This window comes from Fibrobacter sp. UWH9, from assembly GCF_900129715.1.
Classification (GTDB): domain Bacteria; phylum Fibrobacterota; class Fibrobacteria; order Fibrobacterales; family Fibrobacteraceae; genus Fibrobacter.
The window spans coordinates 1-18,082 of sequence record NZ_FQWP01000002.1; the positions used below are offsets into that span (position 1 = coordinate 1).

Here is an 18,082-nt window from a genome sequence, read left to right on the forward strand (position 1 = left end):
CGCTAGACGAGGATTCCTTTTCCGGTTCAACGAAGCTGTTGCTGTCGTCGTCACCGCAGGCGGTAAAGAACATGGTTGCCGCGAACAGGGCCAGGGCAAATGGTAGCAATCGTTTCATTTGTTCACTCCAAAGAGATAAACTAAAAATAAGTTGGTGGTTATGGAAATTTCACTTTACATTGAAACAAAAAAAAAACGACGTCTAGTAAAGTTGTCGCTTCGCTTGTCTTGAATCAATTAAGCCTTCTTCGGCTTTTCGGCAGGGGCTGCCGCCTGCATGCCGATGTCAATCTTTCCGAATTTCGCTTCGTAGGCATTCAAGGTGGCCCCAAGCATGATGGCGAGGCGCTTGGCCGTGTACGGGGTCATCACCACGCGCTCGGCTATTTCCACGTTCACCTTGCCCTGGTTCATGTTCCAGGCCTGATTCAAGCCCAGAAGCATCATGATTTCTTCACGGCCGCCCACGACGTTCGTTGCGTTCACGTAAAGGCTTTTCATGTTGCCGTCGTTCCAGACTACTTCTGGAAGGGAGTTGGCCGCTTTATTTTCTTTTTTTTCGTTCATGAGAATAGCTCCAAATAAAATGGCTATGTTCTACGAATGTGTAGGACTGCCATTTTATGTTGAATTTACTGAAAAAATACTAAAAAATGGTCTAACCCAACAAAAATTAGGTTAGACCAAGTATCTAAGATAAAGTTTTTAGATAGTTATATTACATCTACACTTTGAAAGAACATAGCCATATCAAATATTACTTCTTGTTGCCAGGACGCTTGTAGCCGAAGGACTTCAGCATATCGTCGCTAGTCTTGATGATATCGCCCTTCTTCTTGGCAGTAAGATCGTTCACCGGCGGCAAGGTACACTTCAGAACAGACTTCATGCCAACATCAACCTTGTAGACATAGGCACCCGTAGCAAACAGCTTGCCGGATTCAGCACGCACATAGCCATCCTTGTCCGGTTTCAGTTCAAAGAACATCTGAAGCAAGCCAGCCTCGTTGACAAAGGAAGGATCGTTCAATTCCTGAGTGAATCGATAGTAATCCACAAAGTTGCCCAAGGTCGTGTACACCCAGATCTTCACATCCATCTTGATGTCGTACAGGTTAGCGTTGGAAGCATTGACGTAATCAAATCCGTCTTCGCAGTACTGATTAACGTAATCACTAACCGTCAGCTTTACACTGTTTGCGGCACTCACACCTTCAATGGCCACAAGGCCATCAGAACCGACCAAGTCATCCAAGGTAGCCAGGCCACCAACGCCACTAACCACAGGAACCTTCACGTCCATGACCAATGTAGGACCAAGGTGAGTTCCTTCTTCAACGCCTTCGTAGGGAACCTTGCCGCTGCCCTTTTCGTTCTTGAAGCTGCCACCGATCAGGGTTTCCGCTTCCTTGCCGGTAGAGGGATTGCGAAGACTAACAGCAAAGGTTTCACCAGGTTTGGGAGGATTAGAGGCATAGTATTCTTCGACCTTTTCCTTGGTCACGACAGCCACAGGCTGTTCAACAGAAATCTCGACATCCTTGGCGTCCTTCATCACAACCCAGACGGTATCAGCACCCATGTTGCCGGCCTTATCCTTATAGAAACGGATAATCGGATTGGTACCCTTTTCCAGACTCTGGAGAACCAGGGTATCCTGCACCACGCCGTTCACCTTCCAGGTTACTTCTACAAAGTTTGCGCGGACGAGATCACCTGTCTGAGGATAGGTAATTTCAACCTTGGGACCAACGCGGTCTAGCACAATGAACACGGACTGGGTAGCCCCATTGCCATAAACGTTGACATAGGTGTAAGAAACGGAATAGCCGATATCGCCAACATCGCTACGAACCAGTTCGCCCTTACGATTGACACCGTAGGCAATATTGACGGAGTTGCCGTTGGCATCCACATAGTCATAAGATACAGTATACGGGACTGCATCAATGTCCTTCTTCGAAGCGGCACTTTCCGTCATCAGGTTACCATTGGCGTCCACCAGCAAAACCGCTCCGGTAGCTGCGTCAGCCTTATAGGAAATGGTTACGGTTCTGCCGTTCACGACTGTTTCGTAAGAAACCGTATAAACTTCAACAGAGTCGTACTTGCCCTTCGAATTCATGACCGGCACCTTAATAATGTCGCCGTTCTTGTCCACCTCGTAAGAAACCGTTACAGAATCGCGACCCGCAAAAGATTCCTTGTAAGAGAGAACCACCACATCGCCATTCACAGGAGTACGTTCGGTCACCTTCGTTTCGTCAAGAAGGATATTGGCCTTTTCCACCGTTCCCATAGTAGAAAGAGTGGAACTGGGAATTCCCGTAGTATCCAGGTCAATCTCTATGTAGTAGTCTTTCTTCACATTGGAAACAGAATCAGATACCGTTACATGAATCTTGTTCTTAGTTGCATTCACATAAGTGTTGGCATCATCTTCATCCAAACTTTCAACGATGGTATAAATGTTGTCGGCCACAACTTCGTTGTCTCCGGCGCCAACAGTCACGATCGGAGCGGCAGAGCTATAGCATACCTTGACGGAATCGCGGGCTGCACCATCCAGATCCGGATTGTCATACTCAACTGTAACGTATTGGCAACCATCCTTCAAGTTAGCTTCCTTGCATTTCTCGGCTGAAGGACTGTTATCGAAGGTGCAGCTCAACTCGATGTTCGGAACGTTGGTATAAATGGTCGTGGGGTTCGGCCACCCGCCCTGTTCATTTTTACCTTCAACAATCTTCACCTTGGAATTGGGCACGTCCACGACGGCAACCACCACGTTCTTTTCGGAGCAGCCATTGTATTCATCGCAAACCTGAATGGTAAGAGTCTCATTCTTAGACTTTTCGTAATCAATCTTGGCACCTTCCTTTACGGTGATTACGCCAGACTTAGAAACTTCAAACCAATTAGAAGTTCCAACCAAGGTATAAGTCTTTACGGTATCACCCGCATCCTTATCAATAGACTTCAGCGAAGAATCTGCAGAAGTTCCGGACTTGGAATTTTCAACCACGTGGACCGTATCCGTCATGATAGTCGGCGGATTGTTATTGAAGTCGATTTCGATGGTCACCTTGGAACTTGCAGTAAGAATATCTTCGTCCTTACCGGTAGAGGCACTCTTGTCGCTTACAATCACGTTGATTTCGTACTTGGACTTAGAGACGTTTTCATTCAGTTCAATGCCATCCTTCACATGGATCTTGCCAGTATTTTCATCGATAACAAAGAGGGAATCCACAACGGCGAAGTTCGGATCATCAGGATCAAAGGCGTAGGTAAATGTATCGTCATCGACATCCTTCACAGAAATGGATCCGTCAAGGATTGCCTTATCGCCACCATTAATCACATGGCCAGAAATAGTGAAAGTGGCAGGGCCAGTAATCGGAGCATCGTTCACCGGAGTGACAACAACGGTTAGTGTCTTGGAGCCTTCCTTTTTATCACTGGAGCTTACGGAATTCTGAGAATCATAGACTGCAAATTTCAGAGTCGTGTATTCATAATTCGACAGCGAATCACCATATTTATCAGCCACGGGCACATACTTCAACTGACCAAGGGAATCAGCCGGGATCTTCCTACCCACATCACTCTTAGTCAACGTTTTTCCAAAATAGGTCAACGAGCCCTTTGCAGGGACAGCTTCGATAACGACACCACCCATTTCTCGATCAAGGGGCGATTCATAGGGGAACATATCAGCCGCAAAGGTGAATACAGAATCTTCAACAGCGTCAATAACCGTGTCCCTAGTCACAGGGACAACATCCTGATCGATGATGTACATATCAAAGGCACCTTCGCGAACGTATTCACCAGAAGCATTCTTCAAAACGGCACCGACAAGATTCGAAATCTTCAACTGGAATTTTTCTTTATTGTTCGTGCCATACGCTTCGACAAACTGATCCAGCTTTGCGTGAATCTTGATCTGATTTTTCAAATCGAGAGTGTCAGAATCAACGTCAATTTCTGCGGAAGCCAAAGAATCTCCGCAAATAGGAGTAAGCCCCACAAAGTCAGAAGCATCTGCCAGAGCGCCACTGATCTTTCCATCAACCGGAGTTTCAGAAGACACACTGAAGCAATAATCAAATGTCACCTTCACCTGTGTCTTCTTGTTCAGCTTCAAGGGAATAACCGTATCTCTTTCGCTTTCGGGGAATTCAACCGTAGCAAACAAGGTCGGGTCAATTACAGACGGGTTGAAGCGCACATAGCGGAAGTCTTCGGCCTTGAAGTCAAACTGTACATAAATAGCCTTGGCAATCAGCTGGCCAGCGAAACGGGCCTGCTGCGCAATGGTAATGGTCTTGCCAGAAATGAATGTACCCTGAAGATGCTTTTCGCCAGCAGTCCAGTTAATCTCTTCGGGAGTGTAAAACAAAAGGTTGCCGGCATAATCCTTATTGCTAACCAAATTTTCATCAGATGTGGTCCACGTTCTAGATTCCCTATCCCATTCACTATCATCGGAAGCCTGGATTACGCGAATATTACTATGGTTGGTGATTTCAAGTCCACCATCCAAAAAGACGCGAGTCAAACGACCGCTCTTCTGCATGCGAACATACAAGGGCTTGTCATTTTCCAGTCTGATACCCGCAACACGGATATTATACATATCGTCAATATCACCGGGGGGCACATCAATATAGGCGTTGGGAGTCGTGGAAGAAGCATGAATGACCGTATCAATTTTCAGATAATGATCAGCATCCATACCGTCAAAGAAAGAGTAATCAACAACAGGAACATCAAGATCCTCATCAATGGGGATAGCTCCATCACACCCAATAGTAGCCTTTGTATCACGAAGGCCCTGCGTTGCGCAATAATATTCGCCGTCACAATTATTGTTTACGAAAAAGCCTTTTTCTACACAATACATGCCTGCAAAGAATTCGTTATTTCGGCCATTAAAGGAAGCCTCAAAAGTACCCCCAAAATGAGAAGGTCCGATCAAGATGGAATCCAGTCCGGTTCCACCCTTAAAGGAGCCTCCAAAAACCAGGGGGCCGCCAATAGAATGCACATCATTTACCATGACGAAGTCGCCAGTGGCACTACCAACATAGCCAGAAGAATCCGTAATATGGATTTTTCCACCATCAAAGACAATACCATCGCCGGCATTTTTTCCGTTACCGACAATGCCATCACCTTCGTACAGACCGGTACCCCAAAGTTTATACTTCATGAGGTCATTCCATGCATTGGTCTGAGACGCAGAATCCCCGGCAATTTTTGTAAACTTAAAAGGGAGCACTTCCAGAGGGAGTCCCTCTGCAAAAGATGCGCTACAGCAACCCAGAACTAGCAAAACTAGCCAAATCTTTCTAAAATCATACAAAAACATAATAAACCTCCGCAAATTCAACCCTATACCCTATCCCATAAAATAATAAAATAAAATTTACAACGTTAACAAAACGAAACCTAAAAGCGGTTTCTTATGTCAAATAATCCATAGAAACGGCCTAATCTCTTGAAAAATGTCAAAATTGTTCTATATTTGAGGCTCCTAGGCCCTGCGCAATGACTATTTGCGGGCAACTCGCCAGGGCGAAAGCAGCAACGGACTTGCGGATTTTTATGTGCTCAGGTAGCCTAGGATTTTTTTTAAAAACTGCTGGAAAACGGCAGTTTTTTTATTTTTGAGAAAGAGGAACGAGGTATGAGGGCGGAGCCTGCGGCTCCTTTGTGCCAAATAATCGCGCCGAAGGCGCCTGGTTTTAACTCACCACTATTCACTCTTAACTATTCACTCTTAACTATTCACTCTTAACTATTCACTCTTAACTATTCACTGTTCACTCTCATGATTCTCTGGACCATCCGCCATACCAAGCCTTACAATCCCAAAGATGTCTGTTACGGCAGACTGGACTTTGACGTTTCCCCTACTTTCGAAGAAGAAAGCGAGGGCGCCCTGAAGGCCCTGGTGGCCGCTGGAGCCAAGCCCACCCGTTTGTTTTCGAGCCCGTTGCTCCGCTGCACCCGCCTAGCCGAAAAGGCCGCCAAGGTGACCGGCCTCGAAGTCGAGAAGCGTGACGAAATCATCGAGATCAACTTCGGTGACTGGGAAGGTCAGAAGATGGATCAGGTTCCTCGCGAACAAATGCTGGGATGGGCCAACGACCTCCGAGGTTACAGGTTCAACAACGGCGAATGTTTCTATGACATCGACAAGCGCGCCGGCCGCCTGCTAGACAGCCTCGACGACGATGGAGAATTTCTGTGGATCAGCCACGCAGGTGTAATCGCCGCATTGCAGCACTTCGCCTGCGGACTCCCCGACGACCAGTTCGTAGAAGGAGCATTCAGTTACGCCATGGTCACCCGCTTTGAATTCAAGCGTAACGCCGAAGGCCACTATCGAGGGACCTACACAAAGATTCATGACGGAATCCAGATGGTTCCGCTGAAAATCGGTTAAAGCAAAAGCTGGCAAACGCCAGCTTTTTTCCGTTTAAAAATCAAAGGTAAACAGAGCCTGGGCGCCGCCGTTGAAATTCGGCAACAGAGCCAGGTGCAGCGGGTTGTCAAAGTCGCTCAACAGGGCGTCCACCACCGCATCGCCAATAGAATACAGATACAGGAGCGCCGAAGCCCAGATATACTGGTTACGGTTCTTGCGGTAATAGGTCACACGCTCTACCACACGTTCGTAGTCTTCACTAGTCGTGCTTTCTCCAGCCTGCATATGCTTGCGGTCGAGGTAATATTCTACCATGTTCTGCGAAGTCCAGACGCTGACGCTTGCTCCCATCAGTCCCATATATAGTAAGCCGGCCTTGCCAAACTCCCCATTATACATTTGTCCAAAACCGGGGATAATGGCCCACAAGGCGGCAGACTTCATACTCCTCAATTCATTGCTTCGATAATTGTTCTTATACCAGATACCAAAGGCGTCGAACATACTATACAACTGCAGACCATAGAGCCAGGCCGTTTCAGCCTTGCGCAGGTCTTCCTGTTCCATTTTCTTGTCGCTGTAGGCTCTCAGACGATTGATGTTGTCCGTACGTCTTTTTTGATAATATTCAAGGCTGTCCCTAGACTGCAAACCCATGATCTTTCGGGTATAGAAGGAGACGGAATCTCTAAAAGGTTCCGCCTGTTCCAGGACTCGTCGATACTGGAAGTCCTTATTGTAGACAACTTCGTAAAAAAGAGCAAGTTCGATTGCGGTAATGAATCCTCCACGAACGTAATGTTCCGTGTAATAATGACCACCACCCGGCAGGATACTTAAGAGCATGGTCAAGGGAAGAGAATTCCGCTCGGTAGGAATATCCCATTCATTTACCTTGAGGGTATCGATGGCCCTAATTCCGGTAACGCCCTTTTGCATGGGATTGACACTGTCTTGAGGAGATTCAGCGGCAAAGACCCCGGCCACCAACAGCAGCAGGGCCAGGACTCCGGCCCGCAGGGAGCGACTCCGGATAGGCTTGAACCAACTCATTAACATTGAGCGCAAATATATAAAAGTCTATACAAGGTTTTATTTACGCCAACGCCTATGAACGTCAAAGTCGCGCAAAACGTTATTTTGTATTTTTTTGGGGGAATGTCGTAATTGACATTTTATGACACAACCGTTTTGTATATTTGAACACGTAAAAGGAACAACAAAGTGAACAACGCAAACGAAATGAATCTCGAGCAGTTGGCAATCGCCGTCAAGGAAGCTCTGCAAGCAAAAGGCCAGATGATGGCCACCGCAGAATCCTGCACCGGCGGGCTTATCGCAAGCACCCTGGTCGACATTCCGGGCAGTTCCGCAGTCCTGGCAGGAGGCATTGTCGCCTACCAGAACGAAGTCAAGGAAAACCTCCTGGACGTTCCCGCAGAAATCCTCAACACCGTTGGTGCCGTTTCTGCAGAAACCGTCAAGGCCATGGCTGAAGGAGCCCGCAGGAAGTTTGGTTGCGAATGGGCGGTTTCCACATCGGGAATCGCAGGCCCGGGCGGCGCTGAACCAGGCAAACCTGTTGGTACAGTGTGGATTGGTGTCGCCAATAGTTTGCAAAATGAAGCTTTTTGCGAAATTTTTTCGGGAAACCGCAATCAAGTCCGCGAAAAAAGCGTGTATAGAACATTGCAGGTACTTCTAGAAAAAATAGTTCAAAAAAGCACTTGCACAAGTGAACACTAGTTGTTATATTTTTTAACGAAAAAACAAAACGGAGTCAATTATGGCTAAGAAGACGAACACAAACGGTATCAACACTCTCGGCAACCTTTCCGCAGATAAGGCAAAGGCAGTAGAAGCTGCCATCGCACAGATTGAAAAGAATTATGGAAAGGGTTCTATCATGGCTCTGGGCGATCAGCCCAACGAAGATATCCCCGTTATCCCCACCGGCTGTATCCAGCTGGACATGGCTCTGGGCGTAGGCGGTTTCCCCCGTGGCCGTATCATCGAAATCTACGGACCTGAATCCTCTGGTAAGACTACCCTCACCCTCCACGCCATTGCTGAAGCTCAGAAGCTTGGCGGTGTGGCAGCCTTCATCGACGCAGAACATGCTTTCGACGCTGTTTATGCCCGCAAGCTGGGTGTCGATATCGAATCCCTCCTGGTTTCCCAGCCCGACACCGGTGAACAGGCTCTCGACATCGCAGAAACCCTGGTCCGTTCCGGCGCCATCGACATCATCGTTATCGACTCTGTGGCTGCCCTCGTGCCCCAGGCTGAAATCAACGGCGAAATGGGCGACAATCACGTGGGTCTGCAGGCCCGCCTCATGAGCCAGGCCCTGCGTAAGCTTACCGGCATTCTCTCCAAGTCTAACACCTGCATGCTGTTCATCAACCAGCTGCGTATGAAGATTGGCGTCATGTTCGGCAACCCCGAAACCACCACCGGCGGTAACGCCCTTAAGTTCTACGCCACCCAGCGTATCGACATCCGCCGCATCGCAGCCATCAAGGACGGCGAAGATGTCATCGGTAACCGTACCCGCGTGAAGGTTGTAAAGAACAAGGTTGCAGCACCCTTCACCCAGTGCGAATTCGACATTCTCTACGGTTGCGGCATTTCTCGTGAAGCCTCCATCCTGGATCTGGCTACCGAACTGGATATCATCCAGAAGAGCGGTTCCTGGTTCAGCTACAATAACGAACGTATTGGCCAGGGTCGCGAAAACACCCGCCTGTTCCTGAAGGACAACGCAGAACTCTGCAACGAGATCGAACAGAAGATCCGCGAAAGCATGAAGGATGTAGAACTCTTCAAGCTGAACGACGGTGACGCTCTGGCCGCAGACGACGAAACTCTGGAAATCACCGACGAAGCCTAATTCGTAGATTTTCAAAAATTTCTTCCTAAAGCAAAACTCCGACCGATCCTTTAGCCATTGGGATGGGCCGGAGTTTACTTTTTTAGAGGAAGCAACGTCCAATTTTTTTTGAATTTTAACTATCTTACGGTTTATGAATAAGCGCTTGTGGACTTTGGCAATATCGATGGCACTGACAGCAGCGTCAGCCCAGACATCCTGCCCACACTTTATTCTAGAAGCGCCCATGGTCGTAAACATCGAAGGCCATTTTATTAACGTAAAGAATTCCCGCGAAAGCATTGATGTGGAATGGCGTCACCACCCCGAAAGTCTAGACACGTTTTTTGTCAATGCATCTAACCGTCCGCAGTTCAATTTCATTACTGCAGGAAGTTACCGCTATATGGAATTTCCCGACGCCAAGATAAAGCGCCAGCTGGGCACCCACCATCTAAAAGAAACTATTGGCGACACTCCGCTAAAGTTAGACGATATGGAATTGCTGGCCAACGGGCAGTTCCTGTGCAAGAATCCCACAGAACAGAAGTCGAACGTTTTTTCTACCGCCCTGTCTATGACTTGGTGGAGTCTTACTGCAGACACGCTCCCCACTCCGCAGAGTGTAACCATGCGAGGAGCCCGCAAGGAAACCAGAACATTCACCATCCGTCAGTGGAGAAATTATTCGGGATCCACACTGCCCACTCTGGTCAAACTAGAAAGCGAACAGTACAACGGAGAAATCTGGATCCGTTCCGCCTATCCTATCCAGGCACTGCAATCCGACCCGCTCAAGAAGAACGTTGCCAAGAAGACCCAGCCTCAGCAGCCTGAGCTATTCCGCAAAATTCCAATGAAAGGGGAAAGAAAAATACCCCTGATACTCAAGCTGAATCAAGAACTGTTGCGCGAGTGATCCATCGTAGAAGGATTTCCTGATGCGGTTCCAGCCACCCACTTCCAAGGTCAGGTTCTGGAGTCCCTCATTCCATGAAAAATGAACGCCAGCCATAGACTTGACATAGCTCAAAGCCTCTTTTTCTACGGTATTGTGGCTGCGCAGGTAACCTGTTCTGTAGAAGTTATTTTCAAACAGCAATGCAAAATTTTCGTCCAGGGGAATACGCCCGAACGTTTCTACAACAATCAGGAAGTCACGACTGAACACAGGAATGTTACGCTTGTAATCGTAACTCTTGCCATCGAAATCCGTGCTTACATCCGAAAGAATGTAATGCAAGGTGAATCCTAAATCGGAACCACCACGGAATTCATAGTTCATCGTTAGACCGAAGTCAAACAACTGGGCATAGTCAAATTCAGCATCTTCGCCGCCCACGTTATCGAGAACGTAATCGGCGTTCCATGTTTCCGCAATCCTTCCACTGCCTGTCACATCAGAAGTCACCATTTCCAGGTTAGACTTGAAGTACAGGTAGCTTTCATAATTGAAATTCAGTTCAAAGGACGGATTGATCTTGAAAGGGCGCAGTCCAAGACCTGCGGAGTAACCTCCATAGAAGGGAGTCAATTCCAGCCCGCCATCCATGCGAAGGTAGCTGGGATTACGTCCCAGTCGTTCGCCGTAGGGCAACATGCCCAGAGGTTCCAGCCAAGTATAATGGAGCGTCCCGAACAGCTGAGGCAACCACTGCCCCAAAACAAAGGGAGTATTGCCACTCAAGCCATAAGCCAGGTTGGCACCATATCGAAAGGCTGTCTGAGAGCTCTCGTTATAGCCATCAGCATAGGCATCAACGGGGTTTGCAACCGCAAACAGAGCACACAGAGTGGCTACAGCGCCAAATTTCTTTCCAAAACCGTTCATTTCAGTGTAAAATTAAAAATATTTTCATCTTTTGCCTAATAAAGTTCTTATTTTGTGGTCAACAAAACGAAATGATAAAATCAGACGATTAAAAAGCTGACTTTATAGATAAAATTAGAGGAGAAATTATGAAGCTCTCTCATATTTGCCTGCTCGGTGTTAGCGCCCTGATGTTCTGGGCCTGCGCCAGCCGTTACTCTTCCCCCATTCTTATCGAACGTGGCGAAGGTCGCAAGGAATATGAACGTGAATACTTTGCCATTAAGGAAAGTATGGGTATCGACAAGCGCCTGAAGGACGTGTTCAAGCAGGGCTATATCGAAGAAGGCATGACCAACGACATGGTCAACCTCCTGTGGGGCCCTCCCGACCACGAAAAGGAAACTTCTTCCAGCAGCGTTTGGGAATACTACACCCGCGAAGGTAAGCTGATTACCCGCCTTATCTGGAAGCACCCCGACCAGGCCCGTCTGAAGGGTTACGAAGGCGAATGGATCCTGGACAAGATCGAAGGCGACCGTTATGGCGGCTCTCCGGCACCGGTTTCCAAGCATTCTAGCAACTACTAATCGGTATTTTTCAGCCTCAAGCCCACAACTTGAGGCTATTTTTTTATTCGGTCTACCACAGGCAGTCCTTTTTTACTAAATTTACCCGCGTTAAATTTTAAACCTCTCAAGGAGTTAATTATGCGTCAGTATATCATTGCTGGTAACTGGAAGATGAACAAGACCGTTAGCGAATCCGTTCAGCTCGCTAAGGACATCGTTGAAGCCGTCAAGGACGTGAAGAAGACCGAAGTGGTCATCGCTCCGACCTACCTCGCCGCTGCTAAGGTTGCAGACGTCGTTAAGGGCACCAACGTGAAGCTCGCTATCCAGGACATCCACTGGAAGGACCAGGGCGCATACACCGGTAAGGTTTCCATCGACATGGTTAAGGAAATCGGTGCAGAATACGTGATCATCGGTCACTCCGAACAGCGTCAGTACTTCGGCGAAACCGAAGAAACTGTTAACCTGAAGGTTAAGAAGACTCTCGAAGCCGGTCTGAAGCCCATCATCTGCATTGGCGAAACTCTCGACCAGCGTAACGGCGGCATCCTGAAGGAAGTTCTCGGTCTCCAGGTTAAGGGTGCTTTCAAGGACGTTTCCGCTGAAGACGCTGCTAAGTGCGTTCTCGCATACGAACCGGTTTGGGCAATCGGTACTGGCGTTACCGCTACCGACGAACAGGCTCAGGACACCCAGGCATACGTTCGTTCCGTCGTTGCCGAAGTCTACGGTGCTGAAGTTGCTGAAGGCATGCGCATCCAGTACGGTGGCTCTATGAAGGGCGCCAACGCTGCAGGCCTCCTGGCTCAGAAGGATATCGACGGCGGTCTCATTGGTGGTGCAGGCCTCAAGGCTAACACCTTCATGGAAATCATCGCTGCTGCAGAAGCTAAGTAATTAAAGCTTTTAGCACAACAATTTAAAACCAAGGTAAATAACTATTATGGCAACTCTCTTCTGGATTCTTATCGTCCTCCACGTGTTCCTCTGCTTGTTCCTCATGCTCCTCGTTCTGGTTCAGAACGACAAGATGGGCGGCCTCGCAGGTCTCGGCGGCATGACTTCTCAGTCTGCCTTCTCTACCGCAGGTGCTGCGACCTTCATCCAGAAGTTGACCCGTGCCATTGCAGTTATCTTCTTCATCGTCGTTTTCGCCCTCGGCCTCATCACTGCCAAGCAGGATCAGGCAGTCGAAGAATCCGCCATGCAGAAGGCAACTCGCGAAAACGCTGCTCAGCAGGCTCCGGCAATCCCGGCTCTCCCCGCTGACTTCGGTGCACCGGCAGCAGCTCCCGCAGCTGAAGTTCCGGCTCCCGCCGCAGAATAATTACCTGGTAAACAGCTTTTGCGCGTAAGCTTGCAGATTCGTCTGCGACGCTGCAGCGCAAGGTTCGCGGTCGTGGTGGAATTGGTAGACACGCTAGCTTGAGGTGCTAGTGGGAGCGATCCCATGACAGTTCAAGTCTGTCCGACCGCAGCAAGAAGTCCGTCCTTTGGGGGCGGATTTTTTTATTTTAGCCCTACGGTTATCGAGGGAGGACGATTCATGATCAAGTTTTTTTTCGCGACAGCTATCTTCATTTGCGGTTGCTCATTAGATTCGGAGCGTGAGTGCCTAGAAGACAGAGATTTCTGCCTAGACTACGATATCGACCGACAAAACAACTGCATCGACGAAGACGCCTACAAGACTTGCATCCAGAAATATTCAAAAAAAGCAATGACTAACGTTGAAGAATTCTGCAAGGACCAAAGCACCTACAAGTGCAGTAATTAGCCAGAACAACGAAGCCAATCCGCTGAACAAAAGAACTGACGGTTGCTAAATTTTACCCCGTTAAAAAGGAAATCCCGTCTAGATCCTTGATTCTATCGGACCTGTTGTCCTCCAGAATGACTGGTCGAGGATAACATTGGCCGGGATGACATTTGAAGATAAAGGTTTAACATGAACAACAATTTGGTTTCTCCTGTAGGCATTCTCGGCTTTGGCGTTGAAGGCCAGAGCACCTTGCGTTATCTGTTCCGTGAAGGCGTCAAGGACATTGTCGTGATGGACAAGAATCCGGTGAACTTGCCGGAAGTTCCTGCAGGCGTAAACGTGAAGGTTTGCAGCGGCGAAAGCTACATGGACGGCCTCAAGGATTGCGTGACCGTAGTGCGTTCTGCAGGCGTATACCCCATGAGTCAGGAACTGTTCAAGTTCCAGATGAACGGTGGCATGATGACTAGTCAGATTCAGCTGTTCCTGGAACAGACCAAGTCCAGCAAGGTGGTGGGCGTTACCGGCACCTTGGGCAAGGGCAGCACCGTCAGCATGATCAGTCACATTCTCGACAAGTGCGGCAAGGCAAACATCATCGGCGGTAACTTCGGCGTGCCGGCGCTGGACCTGCTGGAAGACGATTCCGCAGACCGAATCAGCATTCTGGAACTTTCCAGCTTCCAGCTGATGACGCTTTCGAAGTCGCCGGACGTAGGCGTGGTTCTGCGCGTGTCTACGGAACATCTAGACTGGCACAAGACTGTCGAGGAATACCGCGACGCCAAGGCAAATCTGGTTCGCTGGCAGAAGAATAGCGGCACTTGCGTCTACCTGAAGGATGCAGAACCTACCGCAAAGATCGCAAGCGAAAGCCCCGCCCGCAATAAGCTGGCTGTTAGCTTCGGCGACGGCGAAAACGGAAGCAATGACGGAAACGCCGTTATCGAAGGCTCTACGCTGACCATCGGCAGCGACAAGCTGTTCCTTAGCGACTGCAAGGTCCGCGGCATCTACCAGCTGGAAAACATGGCTGCAGCAACCCTCGCCTGCACCGCCCTGGGCATCAAGGTAGCCGACGCTTTCGAAGCCTTGAAGTCTTACGAAACCCTCCCCTTCCGCATGGAATTTAAAGGCGAAAAGAAGGGCATTGAATTCTACAACGATAGCTACGCCACCCGCCCCGACGCCACCATCGCAGCCACAGGCAGCATGAAGCGCCCCTTCGCTTTGATTCTGGGCGGTTCCGAAAAGAACGCAGACTTTACTGAACTCAGCAACATCCTGGTGAAGGAACGCCCCAACCTGAAGCGCGTGGCCCTCATAGGCGCCACTGCAGAACGCATGCTTGCAGACCTGAAGAAGGCTGGTGTAGACGCCGCCGGCATCAAGACCGCCATCTTCCCCACTCTTGAAGAAGCTTTCGCAGACAGCCTGAATATCGGTGAAGGCGGTACCGTTATCATGAGCCCCGCCTGCGCAAGCTTCGGTCTGTTCAAGAACTACAAGGTTCGCGGACAGGTTTTTGACAAGCTAGTTTCTGAAGTTTAATTTTTTTGAGAAAAAGCGGTTAAAACCCTTTACAAGATTAAACGAAATAACTAACTTTGAGCCGTTCCGTTAAAGGACCTCGCGGTCGTGGTGGAATTGGTAGACACGCTAGCTTGAGGTGCTAGTGGGAGCGATCCCATGACAGTTCAAGTCTGTCCGACCGCAGTAAATAACTCGCTTGAAAAAGCGGGTTATTTTTTTATAGTCAGACGTTTTCACGCCCGCTTTCACTCCCAAAAACTTCTTCATTTTTTTCAAAAAAATTTCCGTTCAAACATTTACAAAAACGCAATTTGTTATTATCTTTGAGCCGTTCCATTAAAAGGACCTCGCGGTCGTGGTGGAATTGGTAGACACGCTAGCTTGAGGTGCTAGTGGGAGCGATCCCATGACAGTTCAAGTCTGTCCGACCGCAGTAAATAACCCGCTTGAAAAAGCGGGTTATTTTTTTATTTAGCCGACACAGATTCCGCTTTTTTCAACACCGACGCTGATTCCACGTTTTTAGAACACCGACGCTGATTCCACGCACTCCTAAAACATCCCACGCCCCCAAAACATCCTGTACATATTCAAAACGTCCGGTTCCGTCCCGCGCCCCCAAACTTCCGCACACATCCCAAACGCGCGTTTTATAATCAGTCAAACATCAACAAAACGCGCACAAAACAGAAAAGCCTCCCGAGGAGATTCGGGAGGCTCATCCGTTTGATTTTTCCATCAATTATTTAACGGTATTCACCATCATTTTCTTGGCACCGTCCACCTGCTTCAGCAGGTATACGCCCTTGGCATAGCCGGCAGCGTTAAGAGCCTTGGCGGCACTCTTTCCAGCCAGGTTAACCAGGCCGACCTTGTTGCCCTGAACATCGAACACATCGTAGTTCATGCCAGAAGCTGCAACGAAGTTGATTTTCTTCATAGCGGTTGTTTCGCCAAGAGGATTGTCATCGTCGGCATTCTTGCCCTTCACCAGGTTGAAGTAATCAAGGTCAAACCAGTCTGCGGTTGCAGTAATGCGAATGATATTCACACCGGCCTTCAAGGCCACATTAGTGGAAATCTTGTTGTAATCATCGAAGTTCTGTTCGTCATCGCTAGAAGAAGTTGCTGCAGGAACTTCAACTTCGCCGGCTTCAGTACCATTGACAGACACACTGAAACTTGCACCGCCGTTAGAAGCTGCGGCAATGTACATGGTGTAATCGCCAGCTTCAGCAGCATTCACAGAGTATTCCAGCCATTCGCCCTTTCTGATGTAGCCAACGACAGTCTTCTTTTCGCTCTTCTTGTAGATGTCAACACCAGTGCCATCGCGATACTTGGAGCATTCAGCTTCCTTGCCTGCGTCGGTACAAGAGTGGTTATCCGCATCATCTTCATAGTAGGAATCATTGCCTGCGCCGTAGCCCGGATCATCGAAGTCTTCGGCCTGTACAATTCCAGGAACAGTCCAGGGAGTCTGGGTCTCATTATGAGCGGTCTGGGGTTCCGGTTCGCGCTTGGTTCCCTGGAATTCCCATTCAAGAATACCCATGGTAGAGTCCTTTGCACCCTTGAATACGAAGAACACCTGATCAACTTCTCCGGTAAGACCCTTCATTTCGCAATCATTATCGGCATAGTCATTCCAGCCGCTAGTCTTTGCCAAATCGCAGGAACCTGCCAAAGTACCGGTGACAGAACCAGTATGGATTTCAACCTTGTTGTCGTTACCCACGTTAGCAGCCTTGATGCGAAGATTCTGGGCACCCTTGCCGAAGTCCACGCCAGTCACGCGAATCCAGGATTCCTTGGTGGCAAGGGGAGTCAGCACATGCTTAACAGCCTGGCCCTTGGTCCAGTCGGTACGGCTACGGACATTGCGCTGCTTGGAACTGGTGAGAGCCTTGTAGGTGTTGTACGGATCGAACTTGCCTACCTGCTTAGGACCTTCCTTGGTGAACACAAGCTTGTTCATGGAGCCATCAGCCGCGTAGGTAATTTCATCGATACTTACACTACGATGGTTACCCGGTTCCGGATCGGCAACACCCAGGGAAGCAGGATGTTCCTTAGCGCGAACAAGGCGACGATCATGATAAACAGCATAAGTCTTGCCCTTGAATTCAGCAAAACCCTGGTGGTTGTTACCGCCATCGCAACTATGAGTTTCACAGTCGTTAATCTTCCACACGGCTTCGATAACGATACCCTTGTAGGAGTAAGGACCAAGGGGATTCTTGGACATACCGTAACCGATTTCCTGACCGCTATTGTTGAAGCTGATATAGTACCAGTCACCATGCTTATGGATGTAAGGAGCTTCAAAGGACTTTTCTGCCTGGACTCGAGTCAGAGAGTTCCTGTCCAAAGTCACCTTGCCGTTACTTTCGGTGAACTTGATAATATCGAAGTTATTACCGATGGGACGCTTCACAGAGCTGGTCGATCCACCACCAAAAATCACATAGCCGGTACCATCTTCTTCAATGAAGATACCCGGGTCAAAGCAGTGGTCGATGTCATCGCAGTTGCCGAGGAAGCTATTGGAGCCACCGGCAATTCGAGGTTTGCCATAAGCATCCATAATGGGGTCTGTATAGGGACCATCAATGCTAGGAGCGGTAATCATACCCACGCCACTTGCGCCGTCGGGATACACAATAAAGGGTCTGCCATTACGGACGGCAATGCCGGAAGCCCAGGTATTGCCGGGATAAGTACCAAATTCACGCTTTGACTGGAAAACCATGCCATGGTCGGTCCAGTTCACCATATCCTTGGAACTGAAAGCATACAGACCGATAATATTGTACTGGAACGGGTCAGTGCTGACGCACATATCGTCCGTATCGGTCAGAATGTAGAAGGTATCACCATCAGAAGCGGCAGAAGGGTCTGCCAGATAATGATAACTGGAAATAGGATTTTCCGCCATTGCGGATGCGGCCAGGCCAAAAACGGCGGCAGCCACAAACTTGCGAGAGAGAAGGGCCGCTGTCGCGAGCTTATTCATCTTCATAACTTACTCCATACACGAATATCCCACCCATTGGAATTATTCTTATAGCAAAATACTCTATAATAATGG

The 18,082-nt window shown here is 48.8% G+C and carries 14 protein-coding genes, 3 tRNA genes and 1 other RNA gene; 13 read left to right on the plus strand and 5 right to left on the minus strand.

All coding sequences use genetic code 11. The annotated features are described in order from the left end of the window. Positions 1–237 precede the first annotated feature (237 nt). Together BUB94_RS01860 and BUB94_RS01865 are read right to left on the minus strand one after the other, a co-directional pair. The gene (locus BUB94_RS01860) at positions 238–567 is read right to left on the minus strand and encodes a DUF3467 domain-containing protein (protein WP_073161614.1); all 330 of its coding nucleotides are present in this window, start codon (positions 565–567) and stop codon (positions 238–240) included. A 190-nt stretch (positions 568–757) separates the two neighbouring features. Further along, positions 758–5,377 (minus strand): cadherin repeat domain-containing protein, encoded by a 4,620-nt coding sequence (locus BUB94_RS01865; RefSeq protein ID WP_139260099.1) that lies wholly within the window; start codon positions 5,375–5,377, stop codon positions 758–760. Positions 5,378–5,540: 163 nt separating this feature from the next. Here BUB94_RS01865 and ffs point away from each other — a divergent pair. Both ffs and BUB94_RS01875 read left to right on the plus strand, forming a co-directional pair. Beyond that, positions 5,541–5,637, plus strand: an RNA gene (gene ffs / locus BUB94_RS01870) — signal recognition particle sRNA small type. A gap of 202 nt (positions 5,638–5,839) precedes the next feature. Further along, the gene (locus BUB94_RS01875; RefSeq protein ID WP_073156681.1) at positions 5,840–6,457 is read left to right on the plus strand and encodes a histidine phosphatase family protein; all 618 of its coding nucleotides are present in this window, start codon (positions 5,840–5,842) and stop codon (positions 6,455–6,457) included. A gap of 33 nt (positions 6,458–6,490) precedes the next feature. On the opposite strand, the gene BUB94_RS01880 is transcribed toward BUB94_RS01875, so the two are convergent. Then, entirely contained in the window at positions 6,491–7,492 is a 1,002-nt protein-coding gene (locus BUB94_RS01880) for a DUF5683 domain-containing protein (protein ID WP_073233754.1), read from the minus strand. 171 nt (positions 7,493–7,663) lie between these two features. Between BUB94_RS01880 and BUB94_RS01885 the strand changes: the two genes are divergently transcribed. The 3 genes from BUB94_RS01885 to BUB94_RS01895 all read left to right on the plus strand — a co-directional run bounded on the left by BUB94_RS01885 (position 7,664) and on the right by BUB94_RS01895 (position 10,230). Then, a complete protein-coding gene (locus tag BUB94_RS01885) occupies positions 7,664–8,185 on the plus strand; it encodes a CinA family protein (protein WP_199505699.1) in 522 nt (173 codons plus the stop codon). Between the two features lie 40 nt (positions 8,186–8,225). Beyond that, on the plus strand, positions 8,226–9,332 hold the full coding sequence (gene recA, locus BUB94_RS01890) for a recombinase RecA (RefSeq protein WP_073156676.1): 1,107 nt from the start codon (positions 8,226–8,228) through the stop codon (positions 9,330–9,332). A gap of 133 nt (positions 9,333–9,465) precedes the next feature. Further along, complete coding sequence (locus BUB94_RS01895; protein WP_139260100.1) at positions 9,466–10,230, plus strand: hypothetical protein; 765 nt, start codon at positions 9,466–9,468, stop codon at positions 10,228–10,230. Here BUB94_RS01895 and BUB94_RS01900 read toward each other — a convergent pair. Beyond that, entirely contained in the window at positions 10,150–11,142 is a 993-nt protein-coding gene (locus BUB94_RS01900) for a hypothetical protein (RefSeq protein ID WP_073233758.1), read from the minus strand. The two genes, BUB94_RS01895 and BUB94_RS01900, sit on opposite strands and share 81 nt — an antisense overlap. A 128-nt stretch (positions 11,143–11,270) precedes the next feature. Here BUB94_RS01900 and BUB94_RS01905 point away from each other — a divergent pair, with 128 nt between their 5' ends. From BUB94_RS01905 to BUB94_RS01940, 8 genes are all read left to right on the plus strand, one after another. Beyond that, on the plus strand, positions 11,271–11,711 hold the full coding sequence (locus BUB94_RS01905; protein ID WP_073156667.1) for a hypothetical protein: 441 nt from the start codon (positions 11,271–11,273) through the stop codon (positions 11,709–11,711). A gap of 120 nt (positions 11,712–11,831) precedes the next feature. Next, entirely contained in the window at positions 11,832–12,593 is a 762-nt protein-coding gene (gene tpiA, locus BUB94_RS01910; RefSeq protein WP_073156664.1) for a triose-phosphate isomerase, read from the plus strand. A gap of 46 nt (positions 12,594–12,639) precedes the next feature. Then, positions 12,640–13,023 carry a preprotein translocase subunit SecG gene (secG, locus tag BUB94_RS01915; RefSeq protein ID WP_083538013.1) on the plus strand — a complete coding sequence of 128 codons (384 nt, stop codon included), beginning with the start codon at positions 12,640–12,642 and terminating at the stop codon, positions 13,021–13,023. A gap of 66 nt (positions 13,024–13,089) precedes the next feature. Next, positions 13,090–13,173 (plus strand) — tRNA-Leu (locus tag BUB94_RS01920). Between the two features lie 69 nt (positions 13,174–13,242). Beyond that, a complete protein-coding gene (locus tag BUB94_RS01925) occupies positions 13,243–13,473 on the plus strand; it encodes a hypothetical protein (protein ID WP_073233760.1) in 231 nt (76 codons plus the stop codon). A gap of 171 nt (positions 13,474–13,644) precedes the next feature. After that, entirely contained in the window at positions 13,645–15,009 is a 1,365-nt protein-coding gene (gene murD, locus BUB94_RS01930; protein ID WP_073233762.1) for a UDP-N-acetylmuramoyl-L-alanine--D-glutamate ligase, read from the plus strand. An 81-nt stretch (positions 15,010–15,090) separates the two neighbouring features. Further along, positions 15,091–15,174 (plus strand) — tRNA-Leu (locus BUB94_RS01935). A 166-nt stretch (positions 15,175–15,340) separates the two neighbouring features. Continuing rightward, positions 15,341–15,424: transfer RNA gene (locus tag BUB94_RS01940), tRNA-Leu, on the plus strand. Between the two features lie 309 nt (positions 15,425–15,733). Here BUB94_RS01940 and BUB94_RS01945 read toward each other — a convergent pair. Further along, positions 15,734–18,013, minus strand: coding sequence for a family 43 glycosylhydrolase (locus tag BUB94_RS01945; protein WP_139260101.1), 2,280 nt, complete (start codon positions 18,011–18,013; stop codon positions 15,734–15,736). Between the last annotated feature and the right edge of the window lie 69 nt (positions 18,014–18,082).